The following is a 26794-nucleotide window of genomic DNA, read 5'->3' as shown; positions in this document are numbered from 1 at the left end:
AAGTCATAATTGATGGATTTGTAGTGAGGGAATAGGGTGTTTAGCTAATTTTAAAAATAATTTATTTTATCGTATGAATAGATTAGTTTTTTATTTTAATAAATAAACTTAATACAAATAAAGCACTGGCACAGATCACAACCGAGGGCCCTGCTGGTGTATCGTAATAGGCAGACAGAGCAAGTCCAGCCGTCACCGCAAACATACCGATAATAATAGCAACTACTGCCATTTGCTCTGTTGTTTTGGCAAATCGTCTACCAGTAGCGGCAGGAATAATTAATAATGATGTAATAATTAAAGCCCCAACAAATTTCATGGCAATACCTATGGTAAGGGCAGTAACCAGCATTAATAATACCTTAAGCTGCTGTATTTTTACGCCATCAACAAAAGCTAAATCCTGATTAACTGTTATTGACAGTAAATTACGCCATTGCCAGACAATAATTGAACAAACAATAGCAACACCTATCGCGATTGAAAAAACATCCTCGCTAGTTACCGATAATAGATCACCAAATAAATAAGCCATCAAATCCATACGAACATTGTCCATTAAACTGACGACGACTAATCCAAGTGATAGGGCACTATGCGCCATTATGCCTAATAGGGTATCGATGGCCAGATGTGGGCGCTTTTCTAGCCAGGCTAATAAAATTGCAAGAAGAAGGGTGATAGTAATAACGGCATAAAACAGATTAACATTGAGTAATAAACCAAAAGCGATACCAAGTAATGAAGCATGAGCGAGAGTATCACCAAAATATGACATACGCCGCCAGACAACGAAAGAGCCTAGTGGTCCTGAGGCAATGGCTAACAGCATACCAGCTAACCACCCAGGTAGTAATAGTTCAATCATGATGACAGTTCCCTGTAGGTGTATCATCAATCTCATTATTTAAATCGCATTGATGATTATGATGATGGTGGCGATAGATACTGATCTGTTCTATCCCACGATGGCCGAACATAGCAATAAATTCGGGATCTAAAGCCACATTCTCTGGCCGGCCAGAGCAGCATATTTGTTTATTAATACAGAGTACTTTATCAGTTTTTGCCATCACAAGGTGGAGATCATGTGAAATCATAAAAACAGCACAATTTGATTCGGTACGAATATTATCGATTAGATTATATAAAGCGACTTGACCATTGATATCTACGCCTTGTGTAGGTTCATCTAAAACAAGTAATTGTGGTTGATTCAGTAAAGCACGAGCAAGTAGAACACGTTGAGTTTCCCCGCCTGATAGTTTTTGCATTTGTTGCTCGATAAGATGATCGGCGCCGACACGTATTAAAGCAGGAATAATATTAGTAGTTTTTACCCCAGGTTTTAATGACATAAAACGTTTAACGGTCAAAGGCATTGTCATATCCAGCGATAATTTCTGTGGCACATAACCGATGTGCAATTTGGCTTGGTAAATTATTTCTCCTTGACTAGGGGTAATTAGGCCGAGGAGTATTTTAGCTAGCGTAGATTTACCAGCACCATTTGGCCCCAATAATGTTAATATTTCTCCAGCATATAGATCAAAGGAGATGTTTTCGACAATTTGGTGTGAACCAAAACTAACAGCAATATTTTTTAAGCTTAATAGCGTTTGCATGGTAAATAATTCTTGCAGGATGGTTAAAGTGTTATAATATAACACTATCAAAATTAGTCTATGGAAACTATTCTATGTTACACAAAACAAAAAAATTGTTCAAAAAATTATGGGAAAAAAATACATTCTTGCTGGACTATTACTCAGTTTCATATCTACTACTCAAGCTGATGTAGTTACGTCAATTCGTCCGTTAGGTTTTATTGCCGCAGCCATTACTAATGGTGTTACTGAGGTACAAATATTATTACCTGATGGTGCTTCACCCCATGATTATGCTTTAAAACCTTCCGATCTGGAAAAAATCAAAACTGCTGATCTTTTCATTTGGGTTGGCTCAAATTTAGAAACTTTTTTAGAGAAAACATTAGCACAATTACCCACTGAAAAACGGATCACATTAGCTGAAGATCCAGCTATAAAAGCACGCTTACTGAAAAGCAGCGAAGATAGCACAGCGGTAAATAATAAAAATTCTCATGGTCATCATCATGAGCATCATTCACATGGTGAGTATAATATGCACATCTGGTTGTCACCAGACATTGCACGTATTGCTGCTAACATTATCCACCACCGATTAGTCGCTTTATATCCTAAATATAAAAAACAGTTGGACGTAAACCTTCGTAAATTCGATGAGAAATTTACGCAAACTGATCAAAATCTTGCTAAGATGTTACAGTCGGTTGGAGATAAGCGATATTTTGTTTTTCATGATGCTTATGGTTACTTTGAAAAACGCTATCATTTAGCCTCATTAGGTTATTTGACTATTAATCCTATCATTCAGCCTGGCGCCCAAAGACTATATCAAATAAGAACAATGTTGGCTCAGAAAAAAGCAGTTTGTGTTTTTGCTGAACCACAATTCAGGCCAGCGGTGATTAAAGCTGTTATAAAAGATACCGATGTATATATGGGGACATTAGATCCATTAGGGAGCGGCATCGGATTAAGTAAGGATAGCTATGTGGAATTTTTAACAGCGTTATCTAATCAATTTAAAAACTGCTTGGATAAGAACTAGAAGGAATTTAATACGTGCAGCAGATGGCGAAGACTATCGTTCAGGTATATGGCAATTTGCCTAAACCGCATAAAATTATGCTAGGCACATTAACCATAGCAACATTGGCTGTCGCAATTTGGCGGCCTGTTGTTATTCAACCCGATGATAAAGATGAAAATATTTCTCAAGAATCATCGCCAATAAAACCAGGTATTATTCTTGGCAGTAAAGATAAAAGTGAAACTAATACCAGCCAAGTAGATAACTCGGATACTGATGATATGATCACCGATAGCAGCGAACAGTTACCTGATGAAGGGGTAACTGATGAAAAGGGAGCTGATACACCTGATGAACATGTTGTTTCAAACGGTGATAATCTGACTAGTATTTTAACTCAGTATGGTTTAGATGCTGGTGATGTGGCCGCTCTTTCTAATCAACACCGAGCGTTACGGAATTTGCAAATAGGGCAAACGTTAAGCTGGGAATGGAATAAAGATGGAGAATTACAGACACTGACATGGATTATTTCACAGCGTGAAACACGTGTTTATACTCGCCAAGGTGCCTCTAGTACTTTTAATGAAGAGAAGCAAATTCGTCAAGGTGTTTGGGCTGATAATGTTATCCAAGGTAAAATAAACGGTAATTTTACCTCTAGTGCAGTTACAGTTAATTCAGGCTTAACATATAACGAAGCACGTGAAGTGTCTAAAGCACTACAATGGCAGATCGATTTGCGTAAGCTAAAGTCAGGTGATAAATTTTCGGTCTTGTTAAGTCGTGAAATGCTTGATGGTCACAGTGAACAGAGTCGTTTGTTGGGGGTTCATTTATTAACTAATGGTAAGAATTACTATGCCTTTCGAGCTGAAAATGGTCGCTATTATGATAGTGAAGCTAATGGCTTAGAGCGCGGTTTCTTACGTTATCCTACAGCCAAAACCGTTAGAGTCTCTTCTCCTTTTAGTTTGCGTCGTATAAATCCGGTAACAGGGCGTCCAGCTCCTCATCAGGGAGTTGATTTTTCTATGCCCGTCGGGACACCAATATTAGCGGTTGGTGATGGTGAAGTTATTGTGGCGAAATATAGTGGAGCGGCCGGTAATTTTATTGCTATTCGTCATGGGCGTCAGTATACCACTCGTTATATGCATCTACGTAAATTATTGGTTAAACCAGGTCAGAAAGTAAAAAGAGGTGAACGCATAGCATTATCAGGTAATACTGGGCGTACTACAGGCCCTCATCTTCATTATGAGTTATGGTTTAATCAGCGCGCAGTTAACCCATTAACAGCTAATTTACCTAACTCAGGTGGATTAACAGGTAAAGATCGTCAACTCTTTCTGGCATCCGTTAAAGAGAATAAATCGAAGCTGGCAAGCGATTAATATGATTTTTGTTAGCTAATTAGGTTGTGAACGGCTTTGTTGAATAAATCGAACTTTTAGGTGATTGGCGGAGCTGATCGCTAAATTCGTTTCAACATCAGGTCCCCATGGCAAAGCAAAAGTTTAAAATTACCAACTGGCCCGCGTACAACAAGGCACTCAGACAACGCGGTTCCCTGACGGTCTGGCTTGATGAGTCGGCCATCGCTGGATGGACTGACAGTTCTTCGCCTGAAGGTCGTGGCCGGCCGCTTTACTACAGCGATATGGCTGTTACCACTGTCCTGATGATGAAGCGTGTGTTTAACCTGTCGCTCCGGGCATTACAGGGCTTCGTTGATTCGATTTTTAAACTCATGTCTTTGCCGCTGTGCTGTCCGGACTACTCGCTGGTCAGCAGACGAGCAAAGAGCGTCAACATCAGCATAAAAACGCCAACGCGTGGTGAAATCTCGCATCTGGTCATCGACAGTACCGGTCTGAAGGTCTTTGGCGAAGGTGAATGGAAAGTCAGGCAGCATGGGGCTGACAGACGAAGAGTGTGGCGCAAGCTTCATCTGTCAGCAGACAGTGTGACTCATGAGATTATCTGTGCCGACTTATCGCTCAGCGGAACGACAGATGCGCAGGCACTGCCGGGCCTGATTAACCAAACCCACCGGAAAATCAGGGAAGTGTCAGCAGACGGTGCTTATGACGCCTGTTACTGCCACGATGCGTTGCTAAGAAAGAAAATCAGGCCCCTTATCCCGCCGCGAAGCGGAGCGAAATACTGGCCGGACAAGTACCATGAACGTAACCATGCGGTGGCGAATCAGCGTCTGAGCAGGAGTAATGATATGTGGAAAAAGAAAGTGGGTTATCAACGGCGTTCAGTGGCAGAAACAGCGATGTTCCGCATAAAAACTTTGCTGGGTGGCCATCTGAGGCTGCGTGACTATGAGGCTCAGGTAGGTGAAGCAATGGCGATGGTCAAAGCGCTGAACCGTATGACGTTGTTGGGTATGCCACACAGCGTCAGGATCGGATAACAGCTGTAGCAGAGGGAGCCATCCTGGCGGCTAATTCTGATTTATTCAACAAAGCCGTTGTGAACTAGCATTTTATTTACTGCCATAATTATTTTCTGTAAATCATAAGGTTAATATTATAATGTATTTTAGATTTTTATACGTTGTATTTGAGTGTACTAATGAATCAAGAACAGGATACAGATAGTAAACTTGGTTATATTCCTACTTTTCATCGTATTTACCTACATCCCAGATATTGGGGGATGTGGGTTGGTGCATTGCTATTAGCTGGAACAGCTTATTTGCCTATTAAGTTACGCGATCTGTTACTGGCAAAAATGGGTAAGTTAATTGGTAAGTTAGCAAAAGGCTCGCGTAGGCGGGCAAAAATTAATTTGCTTTATTGTTTTCCAGAATTGACGGAGCAGCAAAGAGAGAAATATGTTGATGAAATGTTTGCTGTAGCACCGCAATCTTTTGCAATATTAGCCGAATTAGTTTTACGCGGCGTAGATAAAACTTTAGCACGAACTCATTGGCATAATGAACAAATTATTGAACAATTAAAAGAGCAACAGCGTAATATTATTTTTATGGTACCTCATGGTTGGGCGGTTGATATTCCAGCCATGTTATTAGCGGCTCGAGGCCAAAAAATGGCAGCCATGTTTCATCATCAAAATGATCCTGTGGCTGATTATTTATGGAACAAAGCACGTCATCATTTTGGTGGTCGTTTACATTCTCGTGAAGCGGGCATTAAACCTTTTATTACTAGTGTCAGGCAAGGTTATTGGGGCTTTTATTTACCAGATCAAGATCATGGTGAAGAACATAGTGTGTTTGTTGATTTTTTTGCAACCTATAAAGCAACCTTACCGGCAGTAGGGCGGTTGATGAAGGTTTGTAAAGCGGATATTGTGCCATTATTTCCGGTTTATGACTATAAAACTCACCAATTACATATCTATATTCGTGAGCCAATGGCTGATATTGCTGGGCAAAGTAATCACTATATTGCCAGGCGCATGAACGAAGAGTTGGAATATTTAGTTAAACCTTATCTGGCACAATATACCTGGATATTAAAATTATTAAAAACGCGCAAAACCGGCGAGATAGAACCTTATTGCCGCGATGATCTTTATTGATAAAAAATACCGCTTGATAGCTAATCAAGCGGAGCAAGATAGCAATAAAATTATTTATAATATATTTTTACTTTTTTTATTTCATAATGAATGTATTAAAAAAATAATATTTTTGATGAAATAAGACATAGGCTTTGTTGAATAAATCGAACTTTTAGGTGATTGGCGGAGCTGATCGCTAAATTCGTTTCAACATCAGGTCCCCATGGCAAAGCAAAAGTTTAAAATTACCAACTGGCCCGCGTACAACAAGGCACTCAGACAACGCGGTTCCCTGACGGTCTGGCTTGATGAGTCGGCCATCGCTGGATGGACTGACAGTTCTTCGCCTGAAGGTCGTGGCCGGCCGCTTTACTACAGCGATATGGCTGTTACCACTGTCCTGATGATGAAGCGTGTGTTTAACCTGTCGCTCCGGGCATTACAGGGCTTCGTTGATTCGATTTTTAAACTCATGTCTTTGCCGCTGTGCTGTCCGGACTACTCGCTGGTCAGCAGACGAGCAAAGAGCGTCAACATCAGCATAAAAACGCCAACGCGTGGTGAAATCTCGCATCTGGTCATCGACAGTACCGGTCTGAAGGTCTTTGGCGAAGGTGAATGGAAAGTCAGGCAGCATGGGGCTGACAGACGAAGAGTGTGGCGCAAGCTTCATCTGGCAGCAGACAGTGTGACTCATGAGATTATCTGTGCCGACTTATCGCTCAGCGGAACGACAGATGCGCAGGCACTGCCGGGCCTGATTAACCAAAACCACCGGAAAATCAGGGAAGTGTCAGCAGACGGTGCTTATGACGCCTGTTACTGCCATGATGCGTTGCTAAGAAAGAAAATCAGGCCCCTTATCCCGCCGCGAAGCGGAGCGAAATACTGGCCGGACAAGTACCATGAACGTAACCATGCGGTGGCGAATCAGCGTCTGAGCAGGAGTAATGATATGTGGAAAAAGAAAGTGGGTTATCACCGGCGTTCAGTGGCAGAAACAGCGATGTTCCGCATAAAAACTTTGCTGGGTGGCCATCTGAGGCTGCGTGACTATGAGGCTCAGGTAGGTGAAGCAATGGCGATGGTCAAAGCGCTGAACCGTATGACGTTGTTGGGTATGCCACACAGCGTCAGGATCGGATAACAGGTGTAGCAGAGGGAGCCATCCTGGCGGCTAATTCTGATTTATTCAACAAAGCCTAAGACATATTAATAAAAACAATTAGATATTTTGTTAGTCAGTTAAATTATGGCTAAGTAACTAATTAATTAACTTTATGAAAATATTGTTTTATATTTTCGTCAAAATAACCTTTTCCTTTATAAGTCTCAAGTGTGACGATCCCTTCGGATGCTTTAATGCCTGCATCGGCTTTGTTGAATAAATCAGAATTAGCCGCCAGGATGGCTCCCTCTGCTACACCTGTTATCCGATCCTGACGCTGTGTGGCATACCCAACAACGTCATACGGTTCAGCGCTTTGACCATCGCCATTGCTTCACCTACCTGAGCCTCATAGTCACGCAGCCTCAGATGGCCACCCAGCAAAGTTTTTATGCGGAACATCGCTGTTTCTGCCACTGAACGCCGGTGATAACCCACTTTCTTTTTCCACATATCATTACTCCTGCTCAGACGCTGATTCGCCACCGCATAGTTACGTTCATGGTACTTGTCCGGCCAGTATTTCGCTCCGCTTCGCGGCGGGATAAGGGGCCTGATTTTCTTTCTTAGCAACGCATCGTGGCAGTAACAGGCGTCATAAGCACCGTCTGCTGACACTTCCCTGATTTTCCGGTGGGTTTGGTTAATCAGGCCCGGCAGTGCCTGCGCATCTGTCGTTCCGCTGAGCGATAAGTCGGCACAGATAATCTCATGAGTCACACTGTCTGCTGCCAGATGAAGCTTGCGCCACACTCTTCGTCTGTCAGCCCCATGCTGCCTGACTTTCCATTCACCTTCGCCAAAGACCTTCAGACCGGTACTGTCGATGACCAGATGCGAGATTTCACCACGCGTTGGCGTTTTTATGCTGATGTTGACGCTCTTTGCTCGTCTGCTGACCAGCGAGTAGTCCGGACAGCACAGCGGCTAAGACATGAGTTTAAAAATCGAATCAACGAAGCCCTGTAATGCCCGGAGCGACAGGTTAAACACACGCTTCATCATCAGGACAGTGGTAACAGCCATATCGCTGTAGTAAAGCGGCCGGCCACGACCTTCAGGCGAAGAACTGTCAGTCCATCCAGCGATGGCCGACTCATCAAGCCAGACCGTCAGGGAACCGCGTTGTCTGAGTGCCTTGTTGTACGCGGGCCAGTTGGTAATTTTAAACTTTTGCTTTGCCATGGGGACCTGATGTTGAAACGAATTTAGCGATCAGCTCCGCCAATCACCTAAAAGTTCGATTTATTCAACAAAGCCTTCTTGCTGCTGACTGAGAGGATTGCCCTCCCTCTAATTGAGTTATATATTGCCTAACATCCTGAAATTGTTCTGCAGAGGCTCTTTCTAATTCAGGTAGCTAAAAATTGTGCTCACTGAGCGGTGAAAGGCTATGATGAACAGCATTCCTACTAGCACTTAGAAAAGTCTCTGATAGCGAATAAGTCGAAATTTCAGGATCGACATCGATAGCCATGCTCAACGTCATATTCTGCACGCGTTGATCATCATCAGATCTAATATTAGTACATTGCATTGATAACATTCAGTGGTTTGTACTTGTCGATTGCTCAGTACCAAAACCTGTTCCGTTATTGATTGCGGCCGACGGCCACTGGATATGATTATTACTAACTGTTCTGATCTGCTCTCCTAGTTGGGCACCAATTGGTTGCGATGAAGAAATAGTAATATCACCTACCTCACCAATCTGAATAGCTGTTACGCGGTTATGCGATTGAGGATGATTAATCTGATTAAACATCAATATCCTCCTTGATTTGCTTATAAATATTTAGCTAAATCCAATTTTAAAAAATTAAATATCAAATATTTGCTTTTATTTAAGATGTAATAATGTTATTCCCTTTCCAGTATACAAATAAACAGTTAGTTTATCAGTCAAATTTTATCATTTAAGATAAAATCCAACGGCACTGTTATCTGCTAGTAAATATTGTGGTGATTAGCATATGTTTATATTGGTTTCTCGTTGATAGCATGAATAGTAATAAATACAATATCATAATAAGTTATATATCATTCAAATGATGCAACTGACAATATAGTGGCCAGTTGCAATAATAAGGCATGATATTTATACTTGTGCCACTTACTTTATAGTTATTAAATACCAGTGGATTTTTAGCTATTAGTTACGGCGTATAACCTATATCAAAACAAAAACCTGATATAAACACCGCAATTAATTAATAAAATACTGCTATAAAACCTGTAGATTAATTGTCATGAAAAAAACCAAAATTGTTTGTACTATCGGCCCTAAAACTGAATCTGAAGAAAAACTCTCGCAATTACTTAATGCTGGCATGAATGTCATGCGGCTAAATTTCTCACATGGTGATCATGAAGAACATGGTCAACGCATTAAAAATCTACGTGCTTTCTGTAGCAAAAAAAACCAACAGGCTGCGATATTACTAGATACAAAAGGGCCAGAGATCCGCACAATGCGGCTTAAAGATGGCAACGATGTATCGCTAATCGCTGGACAAAATTTTACCTTTACCACCGACACCTCAGTGATTGGTAATCAAGATCGGGTTGCTGTGACCTACAACGGTTTACCTGATGATCTTAAACCAGGTAATACTATTCTGGTTGATGATGGCTTAATTGGTATGGAAGTTTTATCCGTTACCGCTAGTGATGTCATCTGTCGAGTACTTAATAATGGCGATTTAGGTGAAAATAAAGGCGTTAATTTACCTGGTGTTTCAATTGGCTTGCCGGCACTGGCGGAAAAAGATAAACAAGATCTGATTTTTGGTTGCCAGCAAGGCGTTGATTTTGTTGCTGCTTCCTTTATCCGTAAACGCGCTGATGTAGAAGAAATCCGTGCCCATCTAGCGCAGCATGGTGGTAAAAATATCCAAATAATCTCTAAAATTGAGAATCAAGAAGGATTAAATAACTTCGATGAAATTTTAGAAGCCTCTGATGGGATCATGGTGGCACGTGGTGATCTTGGCGTCGAGATCCCAGTCGAAGAAGTTATCTTTGCGCAAAAAATGATGATCAAAAAATGCGTAGCTGCCCGTAAAATTGTCATTACGGCCACCCAAATGTTAGATTCGATGATCAAAAATCCCCGCCCTACTCGTGCTGAAGCCGGTGATGTTGCTAATGCTATTTTAGACGGTACAGATGCCGTTATGCTATCTGGTGAAAGCGCGAAAGGAAAATATCCTATCGAAGCGGTAAAAATTATGGCGACTATTTGCGATCGTACCGATCGTGTTATGCCAAGCCGCATTGATGATAGTAAAATAAACCAAAAATTACGCATTACTGAAGCAGTTTGTCGCGGTGCGGTTGAAATGGCGGAAAAGTTAAACTCTCAATTGATTATTGTGGCAACCTATGGCGGTAAATCAGCAAAATCAGTACGTAAATATTTTCCAACAGCACCGATCCTTGCTTTAACAACTAATGAAGAAACTGCCCGTCAATTATTATTAGTTAAAGGCGTTATTCCGCAATTAGTCAAAGAAATTGCCTCTACAGACGATTTCTATCGTATTGGTAAACAAGTTGCCTTAGCTAATAATATGGCCGAAAAAGGTGAAGTTGTTGTTATGGTTTCAGGTGCATTAGTGCCAAGTGGTACAACAAATACCTCATCTGTCCATATCTTATAATTATTCTATTAGCCAGAATAAATTCCTCCAAATAAAATAGCGGGGAATTTATCTTTTCTTTTTTTAATAAAGAAAATTAGAGCGCTAATATCTAATATTCGTACTTTATAATCAAAAAACCTATTAATCATTTTTGCCATTTAGCATTTATTTAAGACGCATTCTATTAGCCAAAAATTAATATTTCCAGCCCAAAAGATCATAATCGACATGTTATTTAAAAAATAACTGTTATTGCATTAATTTTATTTTATATTTGCAATAAAAAATAATTGACAAAATAACGCCATGAGATAATTAAAAATTGCTGTTTACTCAAGCAAAATGAACAAAAAACAAACAAATGTATTGTCTTTTCTTAATTTTATTAAACAACTTGTCAGATTTTAAGTAGAAAATATTCTAATTAAGTACTAGCATAAGAATAAGTAAGTATTTTGCTTGAATTTGAAAAAGATCTAATAATTCAAAGTTAGAGACAGAAATGTATTCTCTGTTTTACCAGGAATGTGCAATACTTACCTTGCTACTTGGAGATTAACTAAATCTAGAGGGTAATATAATGAAGCGTACTAAAGTTGTACTGGGCTCTATCGTTCTGGCTTCTGCTTTGTTAGCAGGCTGTTCAAACAGTAGCCAAATTAACAAACTGTCCTCAGATGTACAAACGTTAAACGGTAAAGTCGATCAACTATCCAATTACGTTCAGTCATTACGTACTGATGTTCATACTGCTAAAGATGAAGCTGCTCGTGCTAATCAACGTTTGGATAATCAAGTTCGTAGATATAAAAAGTAATCCAGTTGCATTTAACGGATCACTAGATATACTAATAAGGCACCCGATGGGTGCCTTATTATTTATTACATACAACTAATTTTTAATAATACCATTATCTGATTATTAATTAATTCACTATTTTTTATAAAATAGAGTATATCTACTCATAATACATCACCATCTAATATTAATTTAGCTCTTATTTACCCTAACCGGCATTCCTGAGCGACTTGCTACGGCTTGAGCAACTAATCTCTGATCAATACCAGGTTGTTGTAAAAATGCCTTAAACTCATTGCTATACACTAATGGCATCGTTTGCGGATCATCAGATTCACGTTTAGATAATGGTTGGTGAACTTCGATGTAATAGCTTCCATCTTGCTCTTTAGAGTACTTAATCGGTTCATTAATTACCTGTACACGAGTTCCTACCGGTATAGAGTAGAATAATGCTTGTATATCCTCAGGTCTTAAACGAATACACCCGGAACTAACACGTAATCCAATACCAAAATTGGCATTAGTACCATGGATCAAATATTGTCCCTTACCATAAGATAATCTCAAGGCATAAAGCCCCATAGGATTATCAGGCCCAGCAGGAAATACCGCCGGCAAAATAACGCCATCGGCAGCATAAAGTTTACGGATATTCGGCGTTGGTGTCCAGGTTGGGTTTTTAATTAATTGACTAACAGTCGTCACCATTTTAGGCGTATTGGCGCCCAATTGGCCGATACCAATAGGGTAAACCATGACTTTATTGCTTCCTTTAGGAAAATAATACAGTCGCAATTCGGCTAAATTAACGATGATACCATCACGCTTAGTCGCAGGTAATAACATTTGCGATGGAATAATCAATGTTTTACCCGCTTTAGGTAAATATGGATCGGTTCCTGGATTAGCTTCCAACATACCCAGCAAACCTATCTGAAATTCACTTGCAATAGCTTCCAGTTGACGCCCATCATTAGGCACCACATAATGACTATTTTCACCAATTAAGCGTGCTGTAGTGGATGGCAAGGAGTATTCAGCAGCAATGACATTGAAAGTCAGCCCGCTTAAAAACAACAAGCCAATAAAAAATAGAATTCTCTTCATACTTTTTCCTCCTAAGGAACATACAAAGTTTATCGGATGAATAAGCGTCACTTTAATAATATCAGTAGTTAACTAAATGTTTAAGTGCTTGATTGGATAATTTTTTCGGCTCGCTGACGGATTGTTCTGATCATAGCATGCAATCCTTGGCTTCTTGATGGTGTTAAATGCTGCTCCAATGACAACTTTTGAAAAAATGTTTTGCTATCTGTGGTCAAAATTTGTTGTCCGGTTTTATTTTGAAAAATAATTATTACTAATGCAATCAATCCCTTAACTATGGCAGCATCGCTGTCACCAGCAAATTGGATCCTACCGTCACTATCTGGCTCCATAACAATCCAAACCTGGCTTTGACAACCTGAGACCTGATTTTTCACTTGTTTTTGTCTATCGCTAAGAGGTAATAATTTTTCCCCTAATTCAATTAAATAAAGATATCGCTCTTCCCAGTTTTGACAACGTGAAAAATTATGCAACAATTTATTCTCATCAGGCAAGGCTGACATCATTCTACCTTATATGTACTTTAAAACAGATTAAGCTAGTAATTTTTCAATATGTTGTAGTTTTTCAACCAAAATATCAATCTCTTCTTTAGTAGTATAAACCGCTAGCGAAGCTCGACACATAGCTGGTACTTGATAAAAATCCATCAATGGCAACGCACAATGGTGGCCTGTCCGTATTGCAATCGCATAATTATCTAAAAAACTACCGACATCATAAGCATGATGCTCACCTAAATTGAAGGCAATAACTCCCTGGCGCTCATCTGAGCCGTAAAGACGCAAAGAGTTTACCGTACTTAAACGCTGATTGGCATACTGCATTAATGTGGTTTCATGAGCAGATATTTGTTGATAACCAATATTATTAACATAACGTAAAGCCTCACCTAAACCTATAATGCCAACAATATTGGGTGTGCCTGCTTCAAATCGCCATGGCGCCTTTTCGTAAGTGATATTTATTATTGCTGGCTCAAATAACGTCATACTTACTTTATCAATCATGGCTCCTCCACCTTGCCAAGGTGGTAAAGCATTTAATAATGCCTTTTTGCCATATAAAACACCAATACCAGTAGGTCCATACAGTTTGTGACCGGAAAAAACATAAAAATCACAATCTAAATCTTGGACATCAATCATTTGGTGCATAATACTTTGCGCACCATCAAGCAAAATATGCAATTGTGCTGCTTTTTGCTCTGCACATTGGCGCGCATAGGCAATAATCTGTTTTGCTGGATTAACCGTTCCCAAAACATTCGACATGTGGGTAAAAGAGAGTATCCGAGTCCGGCTATCGATTAGCCTATCTAATTGTTCAAAAATTAATTTCCCATCATGATCAATAGGTAATATACGAATATCAAAACCAATCTGGCCTGCAAGCAGATGCCAAGGAACTATATTAGCGTGATGTTCCATTTGGCTAATGATAATATTATCGCCTGGTTTGATAAAACCATGTCCATAACTATTAGCAATTAAATTTATGCCTTCCGTTGTTCCTTTAACAAAAACAATTTCTTCAGAATCAGCTGCATGAATAAAATCAGCGACTTGCTGACGAACATTTTCCACCATCGCCGTGGCTTCACTACTCAAGCGATGGATCCCTCGGTGTACCGCCGCATAGTGATGACAAAGAAATTGCCTTTCCTTTTCTATCACTTGGAGCGGTTTTTGCGCACTGGCAGCACTATCCAAATAAACCAACGGTTGATCGTTGATTTTTTCTGCCAGCATAGGAAAATCTTTGCGAATGGATGCCACTGAAAATGTCATATTAAATCCCTGCCAAGCGCTGCTGAATAATATCCATTACCTTGTTACTTACAGCCTCACTATCAATAGCTTCGATGACGTCAGCTGCAAAGGCCACCATAATCATATGTTTTGCATCATTGAGAGGAATACCCCGGGAACGTAAATAAAACAGCTGTTCATCATCAATCCGGCCTACTGTAGCGCCATGACTACACTTAACATCATCAGCATAAATTTCTAACTGCGGTTTGGTGTCAATTTCGGCTTGTTTACCTAATAACAAATTATTATTTGTCATTTGGCCATCGGTTTTAAGTGCCTGTGGCGCAACTTTAATCATACCATTAAAAACAGCTTTACTTTCATCCTGCACGATCGTTTTATGCAACTGGCGACTTTCACAAAATGGCTGATTATGTTCAAGATAAGTTCTGGTATCAACAATTTCTCTATTTTGTGGCAACAATAAGCTATTGAGTGTTAATCTGCTACCCGCTCCATTTACTTTCACACTGGTATGATGGCGAAGTAATGCTGAGCCGATAAAAATACCACTACTGTTTATTTGACTATCTCGACCTGACAAGATGTCATTATGGGCAAAATGGTGACTTTGGTTGTTTTCAACGCTAAATATAATATGTCTAAAATGACTATTATCACCTATATTAGCGGTCAATCGACTGCCTGTCAGATGCGGCTTATCATCAACAGAAACAAAATGTTCAATAACTTGTGATTTGCAATTGGCACCAATCTCTAAATGATAGCGATAGTGACTAGTATTAACATAATTATGGTGATTTGAACCAGAGGTAATATTCAATATATAGAGCGGTTTTTCTACCTGTTGATTAGCGGCCAATTTAATCATTAATGGTTGAGCGGCCAGACTCTCAGTTAAATACAGGAATATTTCATCGGTCACGATAGGCGCTGGAAGCTGTGCTTGCGCATCCATCATTTGAATTTGATAAGGGCCAAAGTTATCACTACTTAAGTCAGGGATAAGACATCCATCAAACAAAACAATTCGCCAGCCGTCAAGGGAGATAGCCAGCTGTTTTAATTGCTCAGCAGTAATTGTGTTAACTTTATCACTATTTAATTGGTATTGAGCGTTAAGTATTTTTGCCAACGGCGTATAATGCCACTCTTCATGGCGAAATGGCGGAAAACCAATTTTCTCTACCTGCTGCCAATAGGCCTGAGCTTGTTTTTCATTTGCTCTTTTACTGGCATAAAAAAGTGTCGCAAAGCTTTTTAGCGCCTGTTGATTTAACTTTGTGACTTGCTGCTGTTTTTCTGCTCTTTCACTGTTGGTCAATAAGCCAGCCATAGCCTTGTACCTCCAGTTTTTTGGCCAAGGTAAAATCACCTGATTGAATAATTTTGCCTTGATGGAGAACATGAACAAAATCAGGCTGTACATAATCCAAAATACGCTGATAGTGAGTAACGATGATAAAAGCTCTTTCAGTGCTACGAAGTGAGTTCACGCCATTAGCCACAACTTTTAAGGCATCAATATCAAGACCCGAGTCGGTTTCATCTAAAATACATAACTCAGGCTCTAACGCTGCCATCTGTAAAATATCATTACGCTTTTTTTCTCCACCAGAGAAACCGACATTTACTGATCGAGTAAGTAAATCTTTCGGCATATCAAGTAGTTCAATTTTATCTTCAATAAAATCCTGAAAATCAAATCTATCTAGTGGTGGCTGCTTACGATACTCTCTTACTGCATTAACCGAGGTTTGTAAGAAAAATTGATTACTTACGCCAGGAATTTCCACTGGATATTGAAAGGCTAAAAATATACCTTCTCCTGCACGTTCTTCCGGCGATAACTCAAGCAAATTTTTATTTTTGAATAGAATTTCACCCTGTTCTACTTGATATTCTTCACGTCCTGCCAGTGTCGCTGATAATGTACTCTTGCCTGATCCATTAGGCCCCATGATTGCATGTACTTCACCCGCTTTTACTTCTAGATTTAATCCGTTAAGAATTTGATTACCTGCAATACTGACATTTAAATTTTTAACACTTAACATTTCATTGGCCTTTGAATAACTGAGTATTCTTTTAATAGGAATCATCAACCCACACTATGTTCCAAACTAATTGCTAACAATTTTTGTGCTTCAACGGCAAACTCTAATGGTAATACAGAAAAGACATCTTTACAGAAACCATTTACGATCATCGAAATGGCGTCATCCTCACTAATACCTCGTTGCAAACAATAAAAGAGTTGATCTTCACCAATACGAGATGTTGTAGCTTCATGCTCTAACTGTGCGCTACTATTTTTTACTTCAATATAAGGAAAAGTATGCGCGCCACATTGAGTGCCAATTAACATAGAATCACATTGGGTATAATTTCTGGCATTTTCTGCCGTCGGTAAAATCTTTACTAAACCGCGGTAACTATTTTGACTACGACCAGCTGAGATCCCTTTAGAGATGATGGTAGAATGCGTATTCTTACCAATATGGATCATTTTTGTACCGGTATCAGCCTGTTGATTACCATTGGTTAATGCCACTGAAAAGAATTCCCCCACCGAATTATCCCCTTGCAAAATAACACTGGGATATTTCCAAGTAATAGCCGAACCTGTTTCAGACTGTGTCCAGGACATTTTGGCATTCTCACCCTCGCATAAGGCGCGTTTGGTGACAAAGTTTAAAATGCCACCGGTTTCACTTTCACCACCTGAAAACCAGTTTTGTACGGTAGAATATTTTACTTCAGCATCTTTATGAATAATAACTTCAACTACCGCAGCATGTAATTGATAGCTATCTCGCACCGGAGCAGAGCATCCTTCAATATAACTAACGTAACTACCTTCATCAGCAATCAAGATAGTGCGCTCAAACTGACCGGTCTTAGCTGAATTAATACGGAAATAGGTTGATAATTCCATCGGGCAACGAACTCCTTTTGGCACATAAACAAATGTACCATCAGAAGCGACAGCAGAATTTAATGCCGCAAAAAAATTGTCTCGATTAGAAACGACCGTACCAATATATTTTTTTACTAACTCAGGATACTGTTGGATAGCTTCACCAAAAGAGCAAAAAATAATACCCAGTTTCGCTACTTCGCTACGATAAGTTGTTGAAACAGAAACAGAGTCAAAAATAGCATCTACCGCAACCGATTTACCCTCACGGACTGGTACACCCAGTTTATTGAATGCTTCTTCAACTTCGGCGGTCAGATAATTATTGCTATGCTCATCCCCACCCGCTGCCGATGAATCAGTTTCAGTTTGACAAGTATCATCGCAACTATTGCATGATGGTGCTGCATAATAACTATACTCCTGGTAGTTTAAATCAGGATAATAGCCTTTAAGCCAGTGGGGCTCTTCCATACCCAACCAATGTTGATAAGCCTCTAAACGAAACTGCAACATCCAATCAGGTTCATTACGTTTGGCTGAAATCGCTTTGATGACCTCTTCATTGAGACCTTTAGCTAATTCATCCGTTGCAACCTTAGTGAAAAACCCCTCTTTATAACGATGCTCCGCTAGCCATTGTTGAACATCATCACCAATTTCTATATTACGCTGTGACATAATTTAATTCACTTAAATACCAAAGCTTTCACCACAACCACAAGCGTGTTGAGCCTTAGGATTATTAAATTTGAATACTTGATTAAGTCCCTCACGAACATAATCAACCTCAGTACCATCAATAAATGGCATTGCTTTTAGAGGAACAAAAAGTTTGGCGCCATTATTTTCAAACAGCAAATATTCTTTAGTTGGATTATCTATCAATGCAATGACATAACCAAATCCTGCACAACCTGATTGCTTGATATTAAGAGATAATCCCTGACTAGCAGGATTTTTTTTCATTAATTTAAGAATTTGAGCAGCTGCTTTATCGGTTATGGTAAGGCCCTGCCAAGTTGTTTCATTCAAAGAAAAAGTATCAACATGTTCTGCCATTATTGACCTCACGAAACTAATATTTTGACTAGATTACACTATCAATGTAGCTAGACTTTTTTTGTTTAATATTATATATGGTAATGATAACATTTCTCACTTCAACCATTTATTTTAAGCGGATATTTTTATTAGAGTGTTTTTTCAGCAAAAAGTGGCGTTTATTTTACTGTTTTTTTTACGATTCTTAATTTATCAATCATATTAACATGTTGATAAACATTAAAAAAATAAAATAAACTCGCAAATTCAGCAATATTTAACATGACGAGCAAAGTATCGCTAAATCATCCAGTTTTTGTTGTTTAGTTATCTTTAAGTGCTAATCATTAAATGATTACTGTTGTCAAACGACAAATACAACTCAGTCTTAATTGTTCATCAAAGATTTTTATCGACCAGACTTTTTGCCGGCGCCCTAGATGAATTGCACTACATACGCCACGTACTTTTCCTGAAGATACCGGCCTAATATGGCTAGCATTAATTTCGGTGCCAACTACTTTTTGGTTATCTTGAGTACAGAGATAACCAGCTATCGAGCCTAACGATTCGGCTAATACCACCGAAGCACCACCATGTAGTAATCCAAACGGCTGCATGGTACGTTGATCAACTGGCATTGTTGCTTCAATAGTATCATCACTGATACTTAACATAACAATTCCTAAATGGGATAACATGCTGTTATCACTCCAACTATTAATTTCTTCAAGGGTATAAGAACGCTGCCAAATCATTTAAATATCTCCAATAACGCTTGTAAAGGATGTTTTATTGTTTCATTTTCAATTCGTTTTACTTGACTACAACAAGAGTAACCTGTTGCTAGACAACGTGTTTTGGGTAATTTTTGTAATCGATTTCCCCAAGATAAGGCATAAATTCCCTTTGAATTAGCCAGATGTTTAACCTCATGACCATAAGTTCCTGCCATGCCGCAACAACCAACATTAACATTAATAAGTTGACGACCAAACTGAGCAAAAATTTTAATCCACTGTTGGGCACTATCGGCTAACAATGACATCTCGGTACAATGCCCTAATAGATACCATTTTTCAGCCGTTAACTTCGCTGCTGGCTTTGGCGCTAATACTGTCATCAGCCACTCATTAACTAATTTAACTTCGAATTTACCCCGTTTATTACCAAGGATCTGGCTATATTCATCGCGATAACAGAGCACTAAGGCTGGATCAATACCGACCATCGGAATTGATAATTGCGCTAAGCGGTTAAGAAAATCCGCTGTTTTTTGCGCTGTTTTGGCAAAACGAGTTAAATATCCTTTAATATGCAACGCTTTTCCATTAGCAGAAAATGGCAAAAATATAGGACGATAACCTAATATTTCAATTAAATGGATAAAATCTGCAACTACCCTTGCATCATAATAACTAGTAAATGGATCTTGGACGACAAAAACAAATTGGCTGCGAGTCTCTTCAGGTAAGCTTTCGAATTGTGGCAATGACAGAGACAATGCTGCATGACCAGCCAATTGTTGTAAACTGGGTGTAGACAGTTGAGAAAAATCCGTTAGTCCAATCACCTTGTGACCTAGGGTTTGTATCCACCCTTGCCGTAATATAAAATTAAACCAGCGTGGTTGTTTTGCCATCAGCGGCACAGTTAATTCAATATTGGCAACCAGGTAGTCACTAATTGGTCGCAAATAACGACTATAATAGAGGGCTAAAAATTTTGCCCTAAACGATGGAACATCAATTTTAACTGTGCATGGGGTTGAACACGCTTTGCAGGCTAAACAACCCGCCATCGCTTCTTTTACTTCATGGGAAAAATCATACTGTCCACTCTTAGCTCGCAAGGTATGGTATAGGCGTGTTATTTTTTGCGGCCAAGAGAGTTTATAACTATTAATATCTTCTGCAAATAACGCTAAGTTTACGCCTTGCTTAACCTGTAATCTTAACCATTCTCGCATTAATGTTGCTCGGCCTTTTGGCGAATGAATTCGTTGCTGGGAAATTTTCATTGAAGGACACATTGGACTATTAACGTCAAAATTAGAGCACAAGCCATTACCATTACAGGCCATAACCTGCTCAAATGTTTCCCTTACTTTGATCGGGATAGTGCGATCATAGGTTCCTCTTTTTACAGCATCGATAGGCATTAACGGGAGCGCTACATTAATAGATGAGCATATTTTTCCTGGGTTTAATTGATTAAAGGGATCAAATGCGGTTTTAATTTGACAGAGTATTTGATAAAGCTTTTCACCAAAAAATTGTGGGCCATAGGCTGAGCGAAAACCTTTACCGTGTTCCCCCCATAATAAGCCGCCATATTTAGCAGTAAGTTGAGCAATTTAATCTGAAATTTGTTTCATTAATACTTCTTGTTGAGGATCACACATATCCATCACCGGGCGAACATGTAATACCCCTGCATCAACATGTCCAAACATGCCATAAGCTAAATTATTGCGGTCGAGCAACGCACGAAATTCGGCAATGTAATCCGCTAAATTCTCCGGTGGCACGCAAGTATCCTCTATGAACGGTATCGGTTTTGCTAATCCTTTGGTATTAGCCAATAGGCCAACTGCTTTTTTTCTCATCGTATAGATATTTTCAATATCTGCTAATTGATGACATATATGATAATCAAGGATCTCCGAATTACCGGCTTGGATTAACTTATCCAATTGTGAACATAAACGGGTTAATTGTTGATTAATTTTTTCTTCACTATCCCCACTAAATTCAACAATATTTAATGCTGATAATTTTTTGTCATCAACATCGTTAATTAATTTACTCACTGAATGCCAGATAATATCATCACGCGCTAAAGAAAGGATTGTAGTATCAACCGTTTCCACTGATAATGCTTTGGCTGACACCATAACTGGTGCATTACGTAACGCTGAATCAAATGAGTTATACTTTATATTAAATAATCGTCTTATTTTATGTAATGGAGTAATATTTAGCTTAGCTTCGGTAATGAAAGCCAGCGTCCCTTCAGAGCTGGTTAAAATTCGGGTTAAATCAAATTGCGTCATAGTATCGTCAAAAACGTATCGCAAATCATAACCGGTTAAAAATCTATTTAATCGCAGAAATTTAGCCAAAATTAGCTGTCGCTGCTGACGACAATGGTGATAAACGGTGCTATATATGCGACCAATAGTTGATTGCTGCTGTGAAAAACGCTCCGCTAACTCAACTGTCATCGGATAGGTTTCTAATACCTCTCCACCAAGTAAAATAGCTTTAACACTCAGTACATGATCCGATGTTTTACCATAAACTAATGAGCCTTGACCTGAGGCATCAGTATTGATCATGCCACCCAAGGTGGCTCGATTACTGGTTGATAATTCAGGTGAAAAAAATAACCATAAGGTGCCAAAAATTGGTTAAGTTGATCTTTTATCACACCAGCTTCGACTCTAACCCATTTTTCTGCCACATTAATTTGCAAAATTTTTTGCATATAGCGCGACATATCAACCATAATGCCTTCAGTCAAAGCCTGGCCATTGGTTCCTGTGCCACCACCTCTGGGTGTAAAGGTTAATGACTGAAATTGTTTATCAATGGCAAGTTTCGCCAACAATTGAACATCGCTAGTCGAACGTGGATAGACAACAGCTTGAGGTGTAAGTTGATAAATACTATTATCTATTGCCATTGATAAACGTTCAGCATAACTGGTGGTTACATCTCCGCTAAAACCTCGGTCTTTTAATGTCGTTAAATAGGTTGTTATCTGCTGACTGATTTGATGAGCGCGTCCTATACGTGGGATCATTATACTAGTAACTCTTTTTAATTAGTGTTCACTTTGAATTTATGTACTATCTTTGACTGAGAGTACATACCAGACAAAATTTGGCAATTAACATTTTGTAAACAATACAATTTCCATCATCACCCTACTTTTTTTAGATACAAAAAACATGATTAATCATGTAATAGACAATTGATAATATTCACCCATCATTCTTTATAATCAGGCTAATATATGGAAAAAGCGCGATCCCCTAATGATTTACCCAAATTCATTTTTAGCATAATTGCTATTTTCTTGATGATAGCTGCTTGTTTTTGGGTATTTAAACCATTCATACTTGGTTTTCTCTGGGCAGGCATGGTGGTTATTGCAACCTGGCCATTATTTAAAAAAATTGAAAGTAAACTATGGCATAAAAAATGGCTAGCAAGTATAGCGATGACTCTATTAGTAATATTATTATTTGTTATTCCTTTTGCAATACTAATTGGTAGCATTATTCAAAACAGTGGCCCACTGATTGAATGGGCAAAATCACCAACTGAAATTAGATTACCCGAGCTATTGTGGTTAAAAAACCTACCATTTATAGGTAATAAACTCTTTTATGGTTGGCATACATTGGTCGCGAATGGCGGTAATACATTAATTGCTAAACTACAACCGTATGTTGGAGAAGCAACCAGCTGGTTCTTAGCGCAAGCCATTAATGCCGGGCGTTTCGTGTTTCATCTTGTCGTAATGTTACTATTTAGTGCATTACTCTATTTGCAGGGAGAAAGTGTTATATTAAGTATTCGGCATTTTGCAATTCGCCTGGCAGGTACACGAGGCGATACCGCGATCCTACTTGCAGGCCAATCAATTCACGCTGTTGCATTAGGTGTAGTAGTTACCGCATTAATACAAGCGATTACCAGTGGTATTGGTTTAGCTTTAGCAGATATTCCTTATGCTGCGATATTAAAAATTCTTATCTTTGTATGTTGTGTTGCCCAACTTGGACCATTATTGATTATGATACCCTCCATAGTATGGTTATTCTGGTCAGGCAATACCAGCTGGGCCATTATTATGATTGTATGGAGCATAATTGTCGCAACAATGGATGGCGTACTACGTCCTATTTTAATAAGGATGGGGGCGAATTTATCAATGATACTTATTTTGATTGGCGTTATTGGTGGAATTTTATCATTTGGCGTAATTGGTCTTTTTATTGGTCCAGTCGTTTTAGCTGTCTCATATAATTTACTAACCGCCTGGATGAATGAGGTTTCTAAACCAGCTAAGTTATCAAATAATTTAACCAAATCTAATTTATATAAGAAAGGGCTTTGTTGAATAAATCGAACTTTTAGGTGATTGGCGGAGCTGATCGCTAAATTCGTTTCAACATCAGGTCCCCATGGCAAAGCAAAAGTTTAAAATTACCAACTGGCCCGCGTACAACAAGGCACTCAGACAACGCGGTTCCCTGACGGTCTGGCTTGATGAGTCGGCCATCGCTGGATGGACTGACAGTTCTTCGCCTGAAGGTCGTGGCCGGCCGCTTTACTACAGCGATATGGCTGTTACCACTGTCCTGATGATGAAGCGTGTGTTTAACCTGTCGCTCCGGGCATTACAGGGCTTCGTTGATTCGATTTTTAAACTCATGTCTTTGCCGCTGTGATGTCCGGACTACTCGCTGGTCAGCAGACGAGCAAAGAGCGTCAACATCAGCATAAAAACGCCAACGCGTGGTGAAATCTCGCATCTGGTCATCGACAGTACCGGTCTGAAGGTCTTTGGCGAAGGTGAATGGAAAGTCAGGCAGCATGGGGCTGACAGACGAAGAGTGTGGCGCAAGCTTCATCTGGCAGCAGACAGTGTGACTCATGAGATTATCTGTGCCGACTTATCGCTCAGCGGAACGACAGATGCGCAGGCACTGCCGGGCCTGATTAACCAAAACCACCGGAAAATCAGGGAAGTGTCAGCAGACGGTGCTTATGACGCCTGTTACTGCCACGACGCGTTGCTAAGAAAGAAAATCAGGCCCCTTATCCCGCCGCGAAGCGGAGCGAAATACTGGCCGGACAAGTACCATGAACGTAACCATGCGGTGGCGAATCAGCGTCTGAGCAGGAGTAATGATATGTGGAAAAAGAAAGTGGGTTATCACCGGCGTTCAGTGGCAGAAACAGCGATGTTCCGCATAAAAACTTTGCTGGGTGGCCATCTGAGCCTGCGTGACTATGAGGCTCAGGTAGGTGAAGCAATGGCGATGGTCAAAGCGCTGAACCGTATGACGTTGTTGGGTATGCCACACAGCGTCAGGATCGGATAACAGGTGTAGCAGAGGGAGCCATCCTGTCGGCTAATTCTGATTTATTCAACAAAGCCGCGCTGAAAGTAAAGAGAGTAGCCATTGTAATGATGGAAACAACTTTCATAATGTTTTCCTTAATACTGAATGTTTAATCACTTATAGCAAATAGTAAAAATTGGAAGAAAAATAATACAATTGACAGTAAAGTGTGGCAAAAAATAAGTATCCACACTGGATAGCAACACCATTTCACCAGATTTGTTACCTTTATTGCCCAGTAATTGCTGGCATAAAAATTTAGTTTGTTTCTAATAACCATTAATGTTCACAATTATCCAGCAAATAGTATTTTAGTCGCTAGTTTGGCAAATTTCGCCCATTTATAAAAGATTATTACTGTGGATCGACAATTTATCAATAAAACAGTTAACTAAGGAAATGATCCTATTGTCTCAGCGTGACAGATTATTAAATAATCAGAAAATAATCTAATTATTTTTAATTATCATTGTGTTAATTAAAAATAAGTTAGTAATATTCAAGTTATTATTGAATTCTATAAACTTAAGTTGGTTAATGGATCAGATTAAAAATAATCAATAATTAAAGGCAGTCAGTAACTGAGTTTCAAATTCTTTAATCGTAATTTTTAGGCATTGAAGAAATCGTTCGGTAAGTTCAGAAGAATGTCGATGCATTGGTTTAATTAAATTGACAGTGAAAGGAATGGGTTTAATAAAAGGTCTGATGCAAAGGCTATCAGGATCATGTTGTAAAAAATCGATAACGGTAAATGAGTTGACGATTGATATACCTAATCCTTACCTTACCATAGCACAAACAGAGGAAGCATTATGGACTTCCATTATCATTCGTCGGCTAATATGTTGTTCTGCAAAAAATGTATCAATGGCTTGTCGATAACTATCCGTTATTGAAAGACTAATAAAAGCAACATTATTAAAGTCTTTAGCTGTTAAATATTTTTTTTACTCAGTGGGTGCATGGCTTTGTTGAATAAATCGAACTTTTAGGTGATTGGCGGAGCTGATCGCTAAATTCGTTTCAACATCAGGTCCCCATGGCAAAGCAAAAGTTTAAAATTACCAACTGGCCCGCGTACAACAAGGCACTCAGACAACGCGGTTCCCTGACGGTCTGGCTTGATGAGTCGGCCATCGCTGGATGGACTGACAGTTCTTCGCCTGAAGGTCGTGGCCGGCCGCTTTACTACAGCGATATGGCTGTTACCACTGTCCTGATGATGAAGCGTGTGTTTAACCTGTCGCTCCGGGCATTACAGGGCTTCGTTGATTCGATTTTTAAACTCATGTCTTTGCCGCTGTGCTGTCCGGACTACTCGCTGGTCAGCAGACGAGCAAAGAGCGTCAACATCAGCATAAAAACGCCAACGCGTGGTGAAATCTCGCATCTGGTCATCGACAGTACCGGTCTGAAGGTCTTTGGCGAAGGTGAAAGGAAAGTCAGGCAGCATGGGGCTGACAGACGAAGAGTGTGGCGCAAGCTTCATCTGGCAGCAGACAGTGTGACTCATGAGATTATCTGTGCCGACTTATCGCTCAGCGGAACGACAGATGCGCAGGCACTGCCGGGCTTGATTAACCAAACCCACCGGAAAATCAGGGAAGTGTCAGCAGACGGTGCTTATTACGCCTGTTACTGCCACGATGCGTTGCTAAGAAAGAAAATCAGGCCACTTATCCCGCCGCGAAGCGGAGCGAAATACTGGCCGGACAAGTACCATGAACGTAACCATGCGGTGGCGAATCAGCGTCTGAGCAGGAGTAATGATATGTGGAAAAAGAAAGTGGGTTATCACCGGCGTTCAGTGGCAGAAACAGCGATGTTCCGCATAAAAACTTTGCTGGGTGGCCATCTGAGGCTGCGTGACTATGAGGCTCAGGTAGGTGAAGCAATGGCGATGGTCAAAGCGCTGAACCGTATGACGTTGTTGGGTATGCCACACAGCGTCAGGATCGGATAACAGCTGTAGCAGAGGGAGCCATCCTGGCGGCTAATTCTGA

At 39.8% G+C, this 26794-nt stretch carries 20 protein-coding genes and 3 pseudogenes; 10 read left to right on the top strand and 13 right to left on the bottom strand.

What is annotated here, in order from left to right:
- Positions 1-82: 82 nt before the first annotated feature.
- Together znuB and znuC are read right to left on the bottom strand one after the other, a co-directional pair.
- Positions 83-868 carry a zinc ABC transporter permease subunit ZnuB gene (gene znuB, locus E3U36_RS09815; RefSeq protein WP_180816401.1) on the bottom strand — a complete coding sequence of 262 codons (786 nt, stop codon included), beginning with the start codon at positions 866-868 and terminating at the stop codon, positions 83-85.
- Positions 861-1625, bottom strand: coding sequence for a zinc ABC transporter ATP-binding protein ZnuC (gene znuC, locus E3U36_RS09810; protein WP_180817622.1), 765 nt, complete (start codon positions 1623-1625; stop codon positions 861-863). The genes znuB and znuC overlap by 8 nt, the downstream gene beginning before the upstream one ends.
- A 109-nt stretch (positions 1626-1734) precedes the next feature.
- On the opposite strand from znuC, the gene znuA reads away from it, so the two are divergent.
- From znuA to E3U36_RS09785, 5 genes are all read left to right on the top strand, one after another.
- Positions 1735-2655 carry a zinc ABC transporter substrate-binding protein ZnuA gene (gene znuA, locus E3U36_RS09805; protein WP_180816400.1) on the top strand — a complete coding sequence of 307 codons (921 nt, stop codon included), beginning with the start codon at positions 1735-1737 and terminating at the stop codon, positions 2653-2655.
- A 23-nt stretch (positions 2656-2678) separates the two neighbouring features.
- Positions 2679-4034 (top strand): murein DD-endopeptidase MepM, encoded by a 1356-nt coding sequence (gene mepM / locus E3U36_RS09800; RefSeq protein ID WP_180816399.1) that lies wholly within the window; start codon positions 2679-2681, stop codon positions 4032-4034.
- 107 nt (positions 4035-4141) lie between these two features.
- Positions 4142-5065, top strand: coding sequence for an IS5 family transposase (locus E3U36_RS09795; RefSeq protein WP_180816398.1), 924 nt, complete (start codon positions 4142-4144; stop codon positions 5063-5065).
- 161 nt (positions 5066-5226) lie between these two features.
- Positions 5227-6198, top strand: a complete 972-nt coding sequence (gene lpxM, locus E3U36_RS09790; RefSeq protein ID WP_180817621.1) for a lauroyl-Kdo(2)-lipid IV(A) myristoyltransferase — start codon at positions 5227-5229, stop codon at positions 6196-6198.
- Positions 6199-6403: 205 nt separating this feature from the next.
- Entirely contained in the window at positions 6404-7327 is a 924-nt protein-coding gene (locus tag E3U36_RS09785; protein WP_180816397.1) for an IS5 family transposase, read from the top strand.
- Positions 7328-7609: 282 nt separating this feature from the next.
- Here the strand turns inward: E3U36_RS09785 and E3U36_RS09780 are convergent.
- Positions 7610-8533, bottom strand: a pseudogene (locus tag E3U36_RS09780) (IS5 family transposase).
- Between the two features lie 361 nt (positions 8534-8894).
- On the bottom strand, positions 8895-9113 hold the full coding sequence (locus tag E3U36_RS09775; protein WP_180816396.1) for a hypothetical protein: 219 nt from the start codon (positions 9111-9113) through the stop codon (positions 8895-8897).
- A 484-nt stretch (positions 9114-9597) separates the two neighbouring features.
- On the opposite strand from E3U36_RS09775, the gene pykF reads away from it, so the two are divergent.
- Both pykF and E3U36_RS09765 read left to right on the top strand, forming a co-directional pair.
- On the top strand, positions 9598-11010 hold the full coding sequence (pykF, locus tag E3U36_RS09770; RefSeq protein WP_180816395.1) for a pyruvate kinase PykF: 1413 nt from the start codon (positions 9598-9600) through the stop codon (positions 11008-11010).
- Positions 11011-11572: 562 nt separating this feature from the next.
- Positions 11573-11809, top strand: coding sequence for a major outer membrane lipoprotein (locus E3U36_RS09765; protein ID WP_180816394.1), 237 nt, complete (start codon positions 11573-11575; stop codon positions 11807-11809).
- Between the two features lie 174 nt (positions 11810-11983).
- Here E3U36_RS09765 and E3U36_RS09760 read toward each other — a convergent pair whose 3' ends face one another.
- From E3U36_RS09760 to ydiJ, 9 genes and pseudogenes are all read right to left on the bottom strand, one after another.
- Entirely contained in the window at positions 11984-12901 is a 918-nt protein-coding gene (locus E3U36_RS09760; RefSeq protein WP_180816393.1) for a L,D-transpeptidase family protein, read from the bottom strand.
- Positions 12902-12981: 80 nt separating this feature from the next.
- Positions 12982-13410 (bottom strand): cysteine desulfuration protein SufE, encoded by a 429-nt coding sequence (gene sufE / locus E3U36_RS09755; protein WP_180816392.1) that lies wholly within the window; start codon positions 13408-13410, stop codon positions 12982-12984.
- Positions 13411-13440: 30 nt separating this feature from the next.
- Positions 13441-14697: a cysteine desulfurase SufS gene (gene sufS, locus E3U36_RS09750; protein WP_180816391.1), complete on the bottom strand. Its 1257-nt coding sequence runs from the start codon at positions 14695-14697 to the stop codon at positions 13441-13443.
- Between the two features lies 1 nt (position 14698).
- On the bottom strand, positions 14699-16018 hold the full coding sequence (sufD, locus tag E3U36_RS09745; RefSeq protein ID WP_180816390.1) for a Fe-S cluster assembly protein SufD: 1320 nt from the start codon (positions 16016-16018) through the stop codon (positions 14699-14701).
- Entirely contained in the window at positions 15993-16739 is a 747-nt protein-coding gene (gene sufC, locus E3U36_RS09740; RefSeq protein ID WP_180817620.1) for a Fe-S cluster assembly ATPase SufC, read from the bottom strand. Before sufC ends, sufD begins: the two co-directional genes overlap by 26 nt.
- A 44-nt stretch (positions 16740-16783) precedes the next feature.
- A complete protein-coding gene (gene sufB, locus E3U36_RS09735) occupies positions 16784-18283 on the bottom strand; it encodes a Fe-S cluster assembly protein SufB (RefSeq protein WP_180816389.1) in 1500 nt (499 codons plus the stop codon).
- Positions 18284-18295: 12 nt separating this feature from the next.
- Entirely contained in the window at positions 18296-18667 is a 372-nt protein-coding gene (gene sufA / locus E3U36_RS09730) for a Fe-S cluster assembly scaffold SufA (protein WP_180817619.1), read from the bottom strand.
- Between the two features lie 326 nt (positions 18668-18993).
- Positions 18994-19404 (bottom strand): hotdog fold thioesterase, encoded by a 411-nt coding sequence (locus E3U36_RS09725; protein ID WP_180816388.1) that lies wholly within the window; start codon positions 19402-19404, stop codon positions 18994-18996.
- Positions 19401-22453 (bottom strand): annotated as a pseudogene (gene ydiJ / locus E3U36_RS09720) (D-2-hydroxyglutarate dehydrogenase YdiJ). Before ydiJ ends, E3U36_RS09725 begins: the two are co-directional and overlap by 4 nt.
- Positions 22454-22666: 213 nt before the next feature.
- Here ydiJ and ydiK point away from each other — a divergent pair.
- From ydiK to E3U36_RS09705, 3 genes and pseudogenes are all read left to right on the top strand, one after another.
- Positions 22667-23779 carry an AI-2E family transporter YdiK gene (gene ydiK / locus E3U36_RS09715; RefSeq protein ID WP_180816387.1) on the top strand — a complete coding sequence of 371 codons (1113 nt, stop codon included), beginning with the start codon at positions 22667-22669 and terminating at the stop codon, positions 23777-23779.
- Positions 23780-23843: 64 nt separating this feature from the next.
- Positions 23844-24767 (top strand): annotated as a pseudogene (locus tag E3U36_RS09710) (IS5 family transposase).
- Between the two features lie 1063 nt (positions 24768-25830).
- Complete coding sequence (locus E3U36_RS09705) at positions 25831-26754, top strand: IS5 family transposase (RefSeq protein ID WP_180816318.1); 924 nt, start codon at positions 25831-25833, stop codon at positions 26752-26754.
- Positions 26755-26794 lie beyond the last annotated feature (40 nt).

Origin of the sequence: Arsenophonus endosymbiont of Aphis craccivora (genome assembly GCF_013460135.1) — a bacterium.
In the GTDB taxonomy this organism is placed as follows: domain Bacteria; phylum Pseudomonadota; class Gammaproteobacteria; order Enterobacterales; family Enterobacteriaceae; genus Arsenophonus; species Arsenophonus nilaparvatae.
This window is presented reverse-complemented; position numbering and strand designations above follow the sequence as displayed.

Coding starts and splice junctions, on each gene's coding strand:
- znuB (WP_180816401.1), bottom strand. CDS start 868: ATGATTGAACTATTACTACCTGGGTGGTTAGCTGGTATGCTGTTAGCC.
- znuC (WP_180817622.1), bottom strand. CDS start 1,625: ATGCAAACGCTATTAAGCTTAAAAAATATTGCTGTTAGTTTTGGTTCA.
- znuA (WP_180816400.1), top strand. CDS start 1,735: ATGGGAAAAAAATACATTCTTGCTGGACTATTACTCAGTTTCATATCT.
- mepM (WP_180816399.1), top strand. CDS start 2,679: ATGGCGAAGACTATCGTTCAGGTATATGGCAATTTGCCTAAACCGCAT.
- E3U36_RS09795 (WP_180816398.1), top strand. CDS start 4,142: ATGGCAAAGCAAAAGTTTAAAATTACCAACTGGCCCGCGTACAACAAG.
- lpxM (WP_180817621.1), top strand. CDS start 5,227: ATGAATCAAGAACAGGATACAGATAGTAAACTTGGTTATATTCCTACT.
- E3U36_RS09785 (WP_180816397.1), top strand. CDS start 6,404: ATGGCAAAGCAAAAGTTTAAAATTACCAACTGGCCCGCGTACAACAAG.
- E3U36_RS09775 (WP_180816396.1), bottom strand. CDS start 9,113: ATGTTTAATCAGATTAATCATCCTCAATCGCATAACCGCGTAACAGCT.
- pykF (WP_180816395.1), top strand. CDS start 9,598: ATGAAAAAAACCAAAATTGTTTGTACTATCGGCCCTAAAACTGAATCT.
- E3U36_RS09765 (WP_180816394.1), top strand. CDS start 11,573: ATGAAGCGTACTAAAGTTGTACTGGGCTCTATCGTTCTGGCTTCTGCT.
- E3U36_RS09760 (WP_180816393.1), bottom strand. CDS start 12,901: ATGAAGAGAATTCTATTTTTTATTGGCTTGTTGTTTTTAAGCGGGCTG.
- sufE (WP_180816392.1), bottom strand. CDS start 13,410: ATGTCAGCCTTGCCTGATGAGAATAAATTGTTGCATAATTTTTCACGT.
- sufS (WP_180816391.1), bottom strand. CDS start 14,697: ATGACATTTTCAGTGGCATCCATTCGCAAAGATTTTCCTATGCTGGCA.
- sufD (WP_180816390.1), bottom strand. CDS start 16,018: ATGGCTGGCTTATTGACCAACAGTGAAAGAGCAGAAAAACAGCAGCAA.
- sufC (WP_180817620.1), bottom strand. CDS start 16,739: ATGTTAAGTGTTAAAAATTTAAATGTCAGTATTGCAGGTAATCAAATT.
- sufB (WP_180816389.1), bottom strand. CDS start 18,283: ATGTCACAGCGTAATATAGAAATTGGTGATGATGTTCAACAATGGCTA.
- E3U36_RS09725 (WP_180816388.1), bottom strand. CDS start 19,404: ATGATTTGGCAGCGTTCTTATACCCTTGAAGAAATTAATAGTTGGAGT.
- ydiK (WP_180816387.1), top strand. CDS start 22,667: ATGGAAAAAGCGCGATCCCCTAATGATTTACCCAAATTCATTTTTAGC.
- E3U36_RS09705 (WP_180816318.1), top strand. CDS start 25,831: ATGGCAAAGCAAAAGTTTAAAATTACCAACTGGCCCGCGTACAACAAG.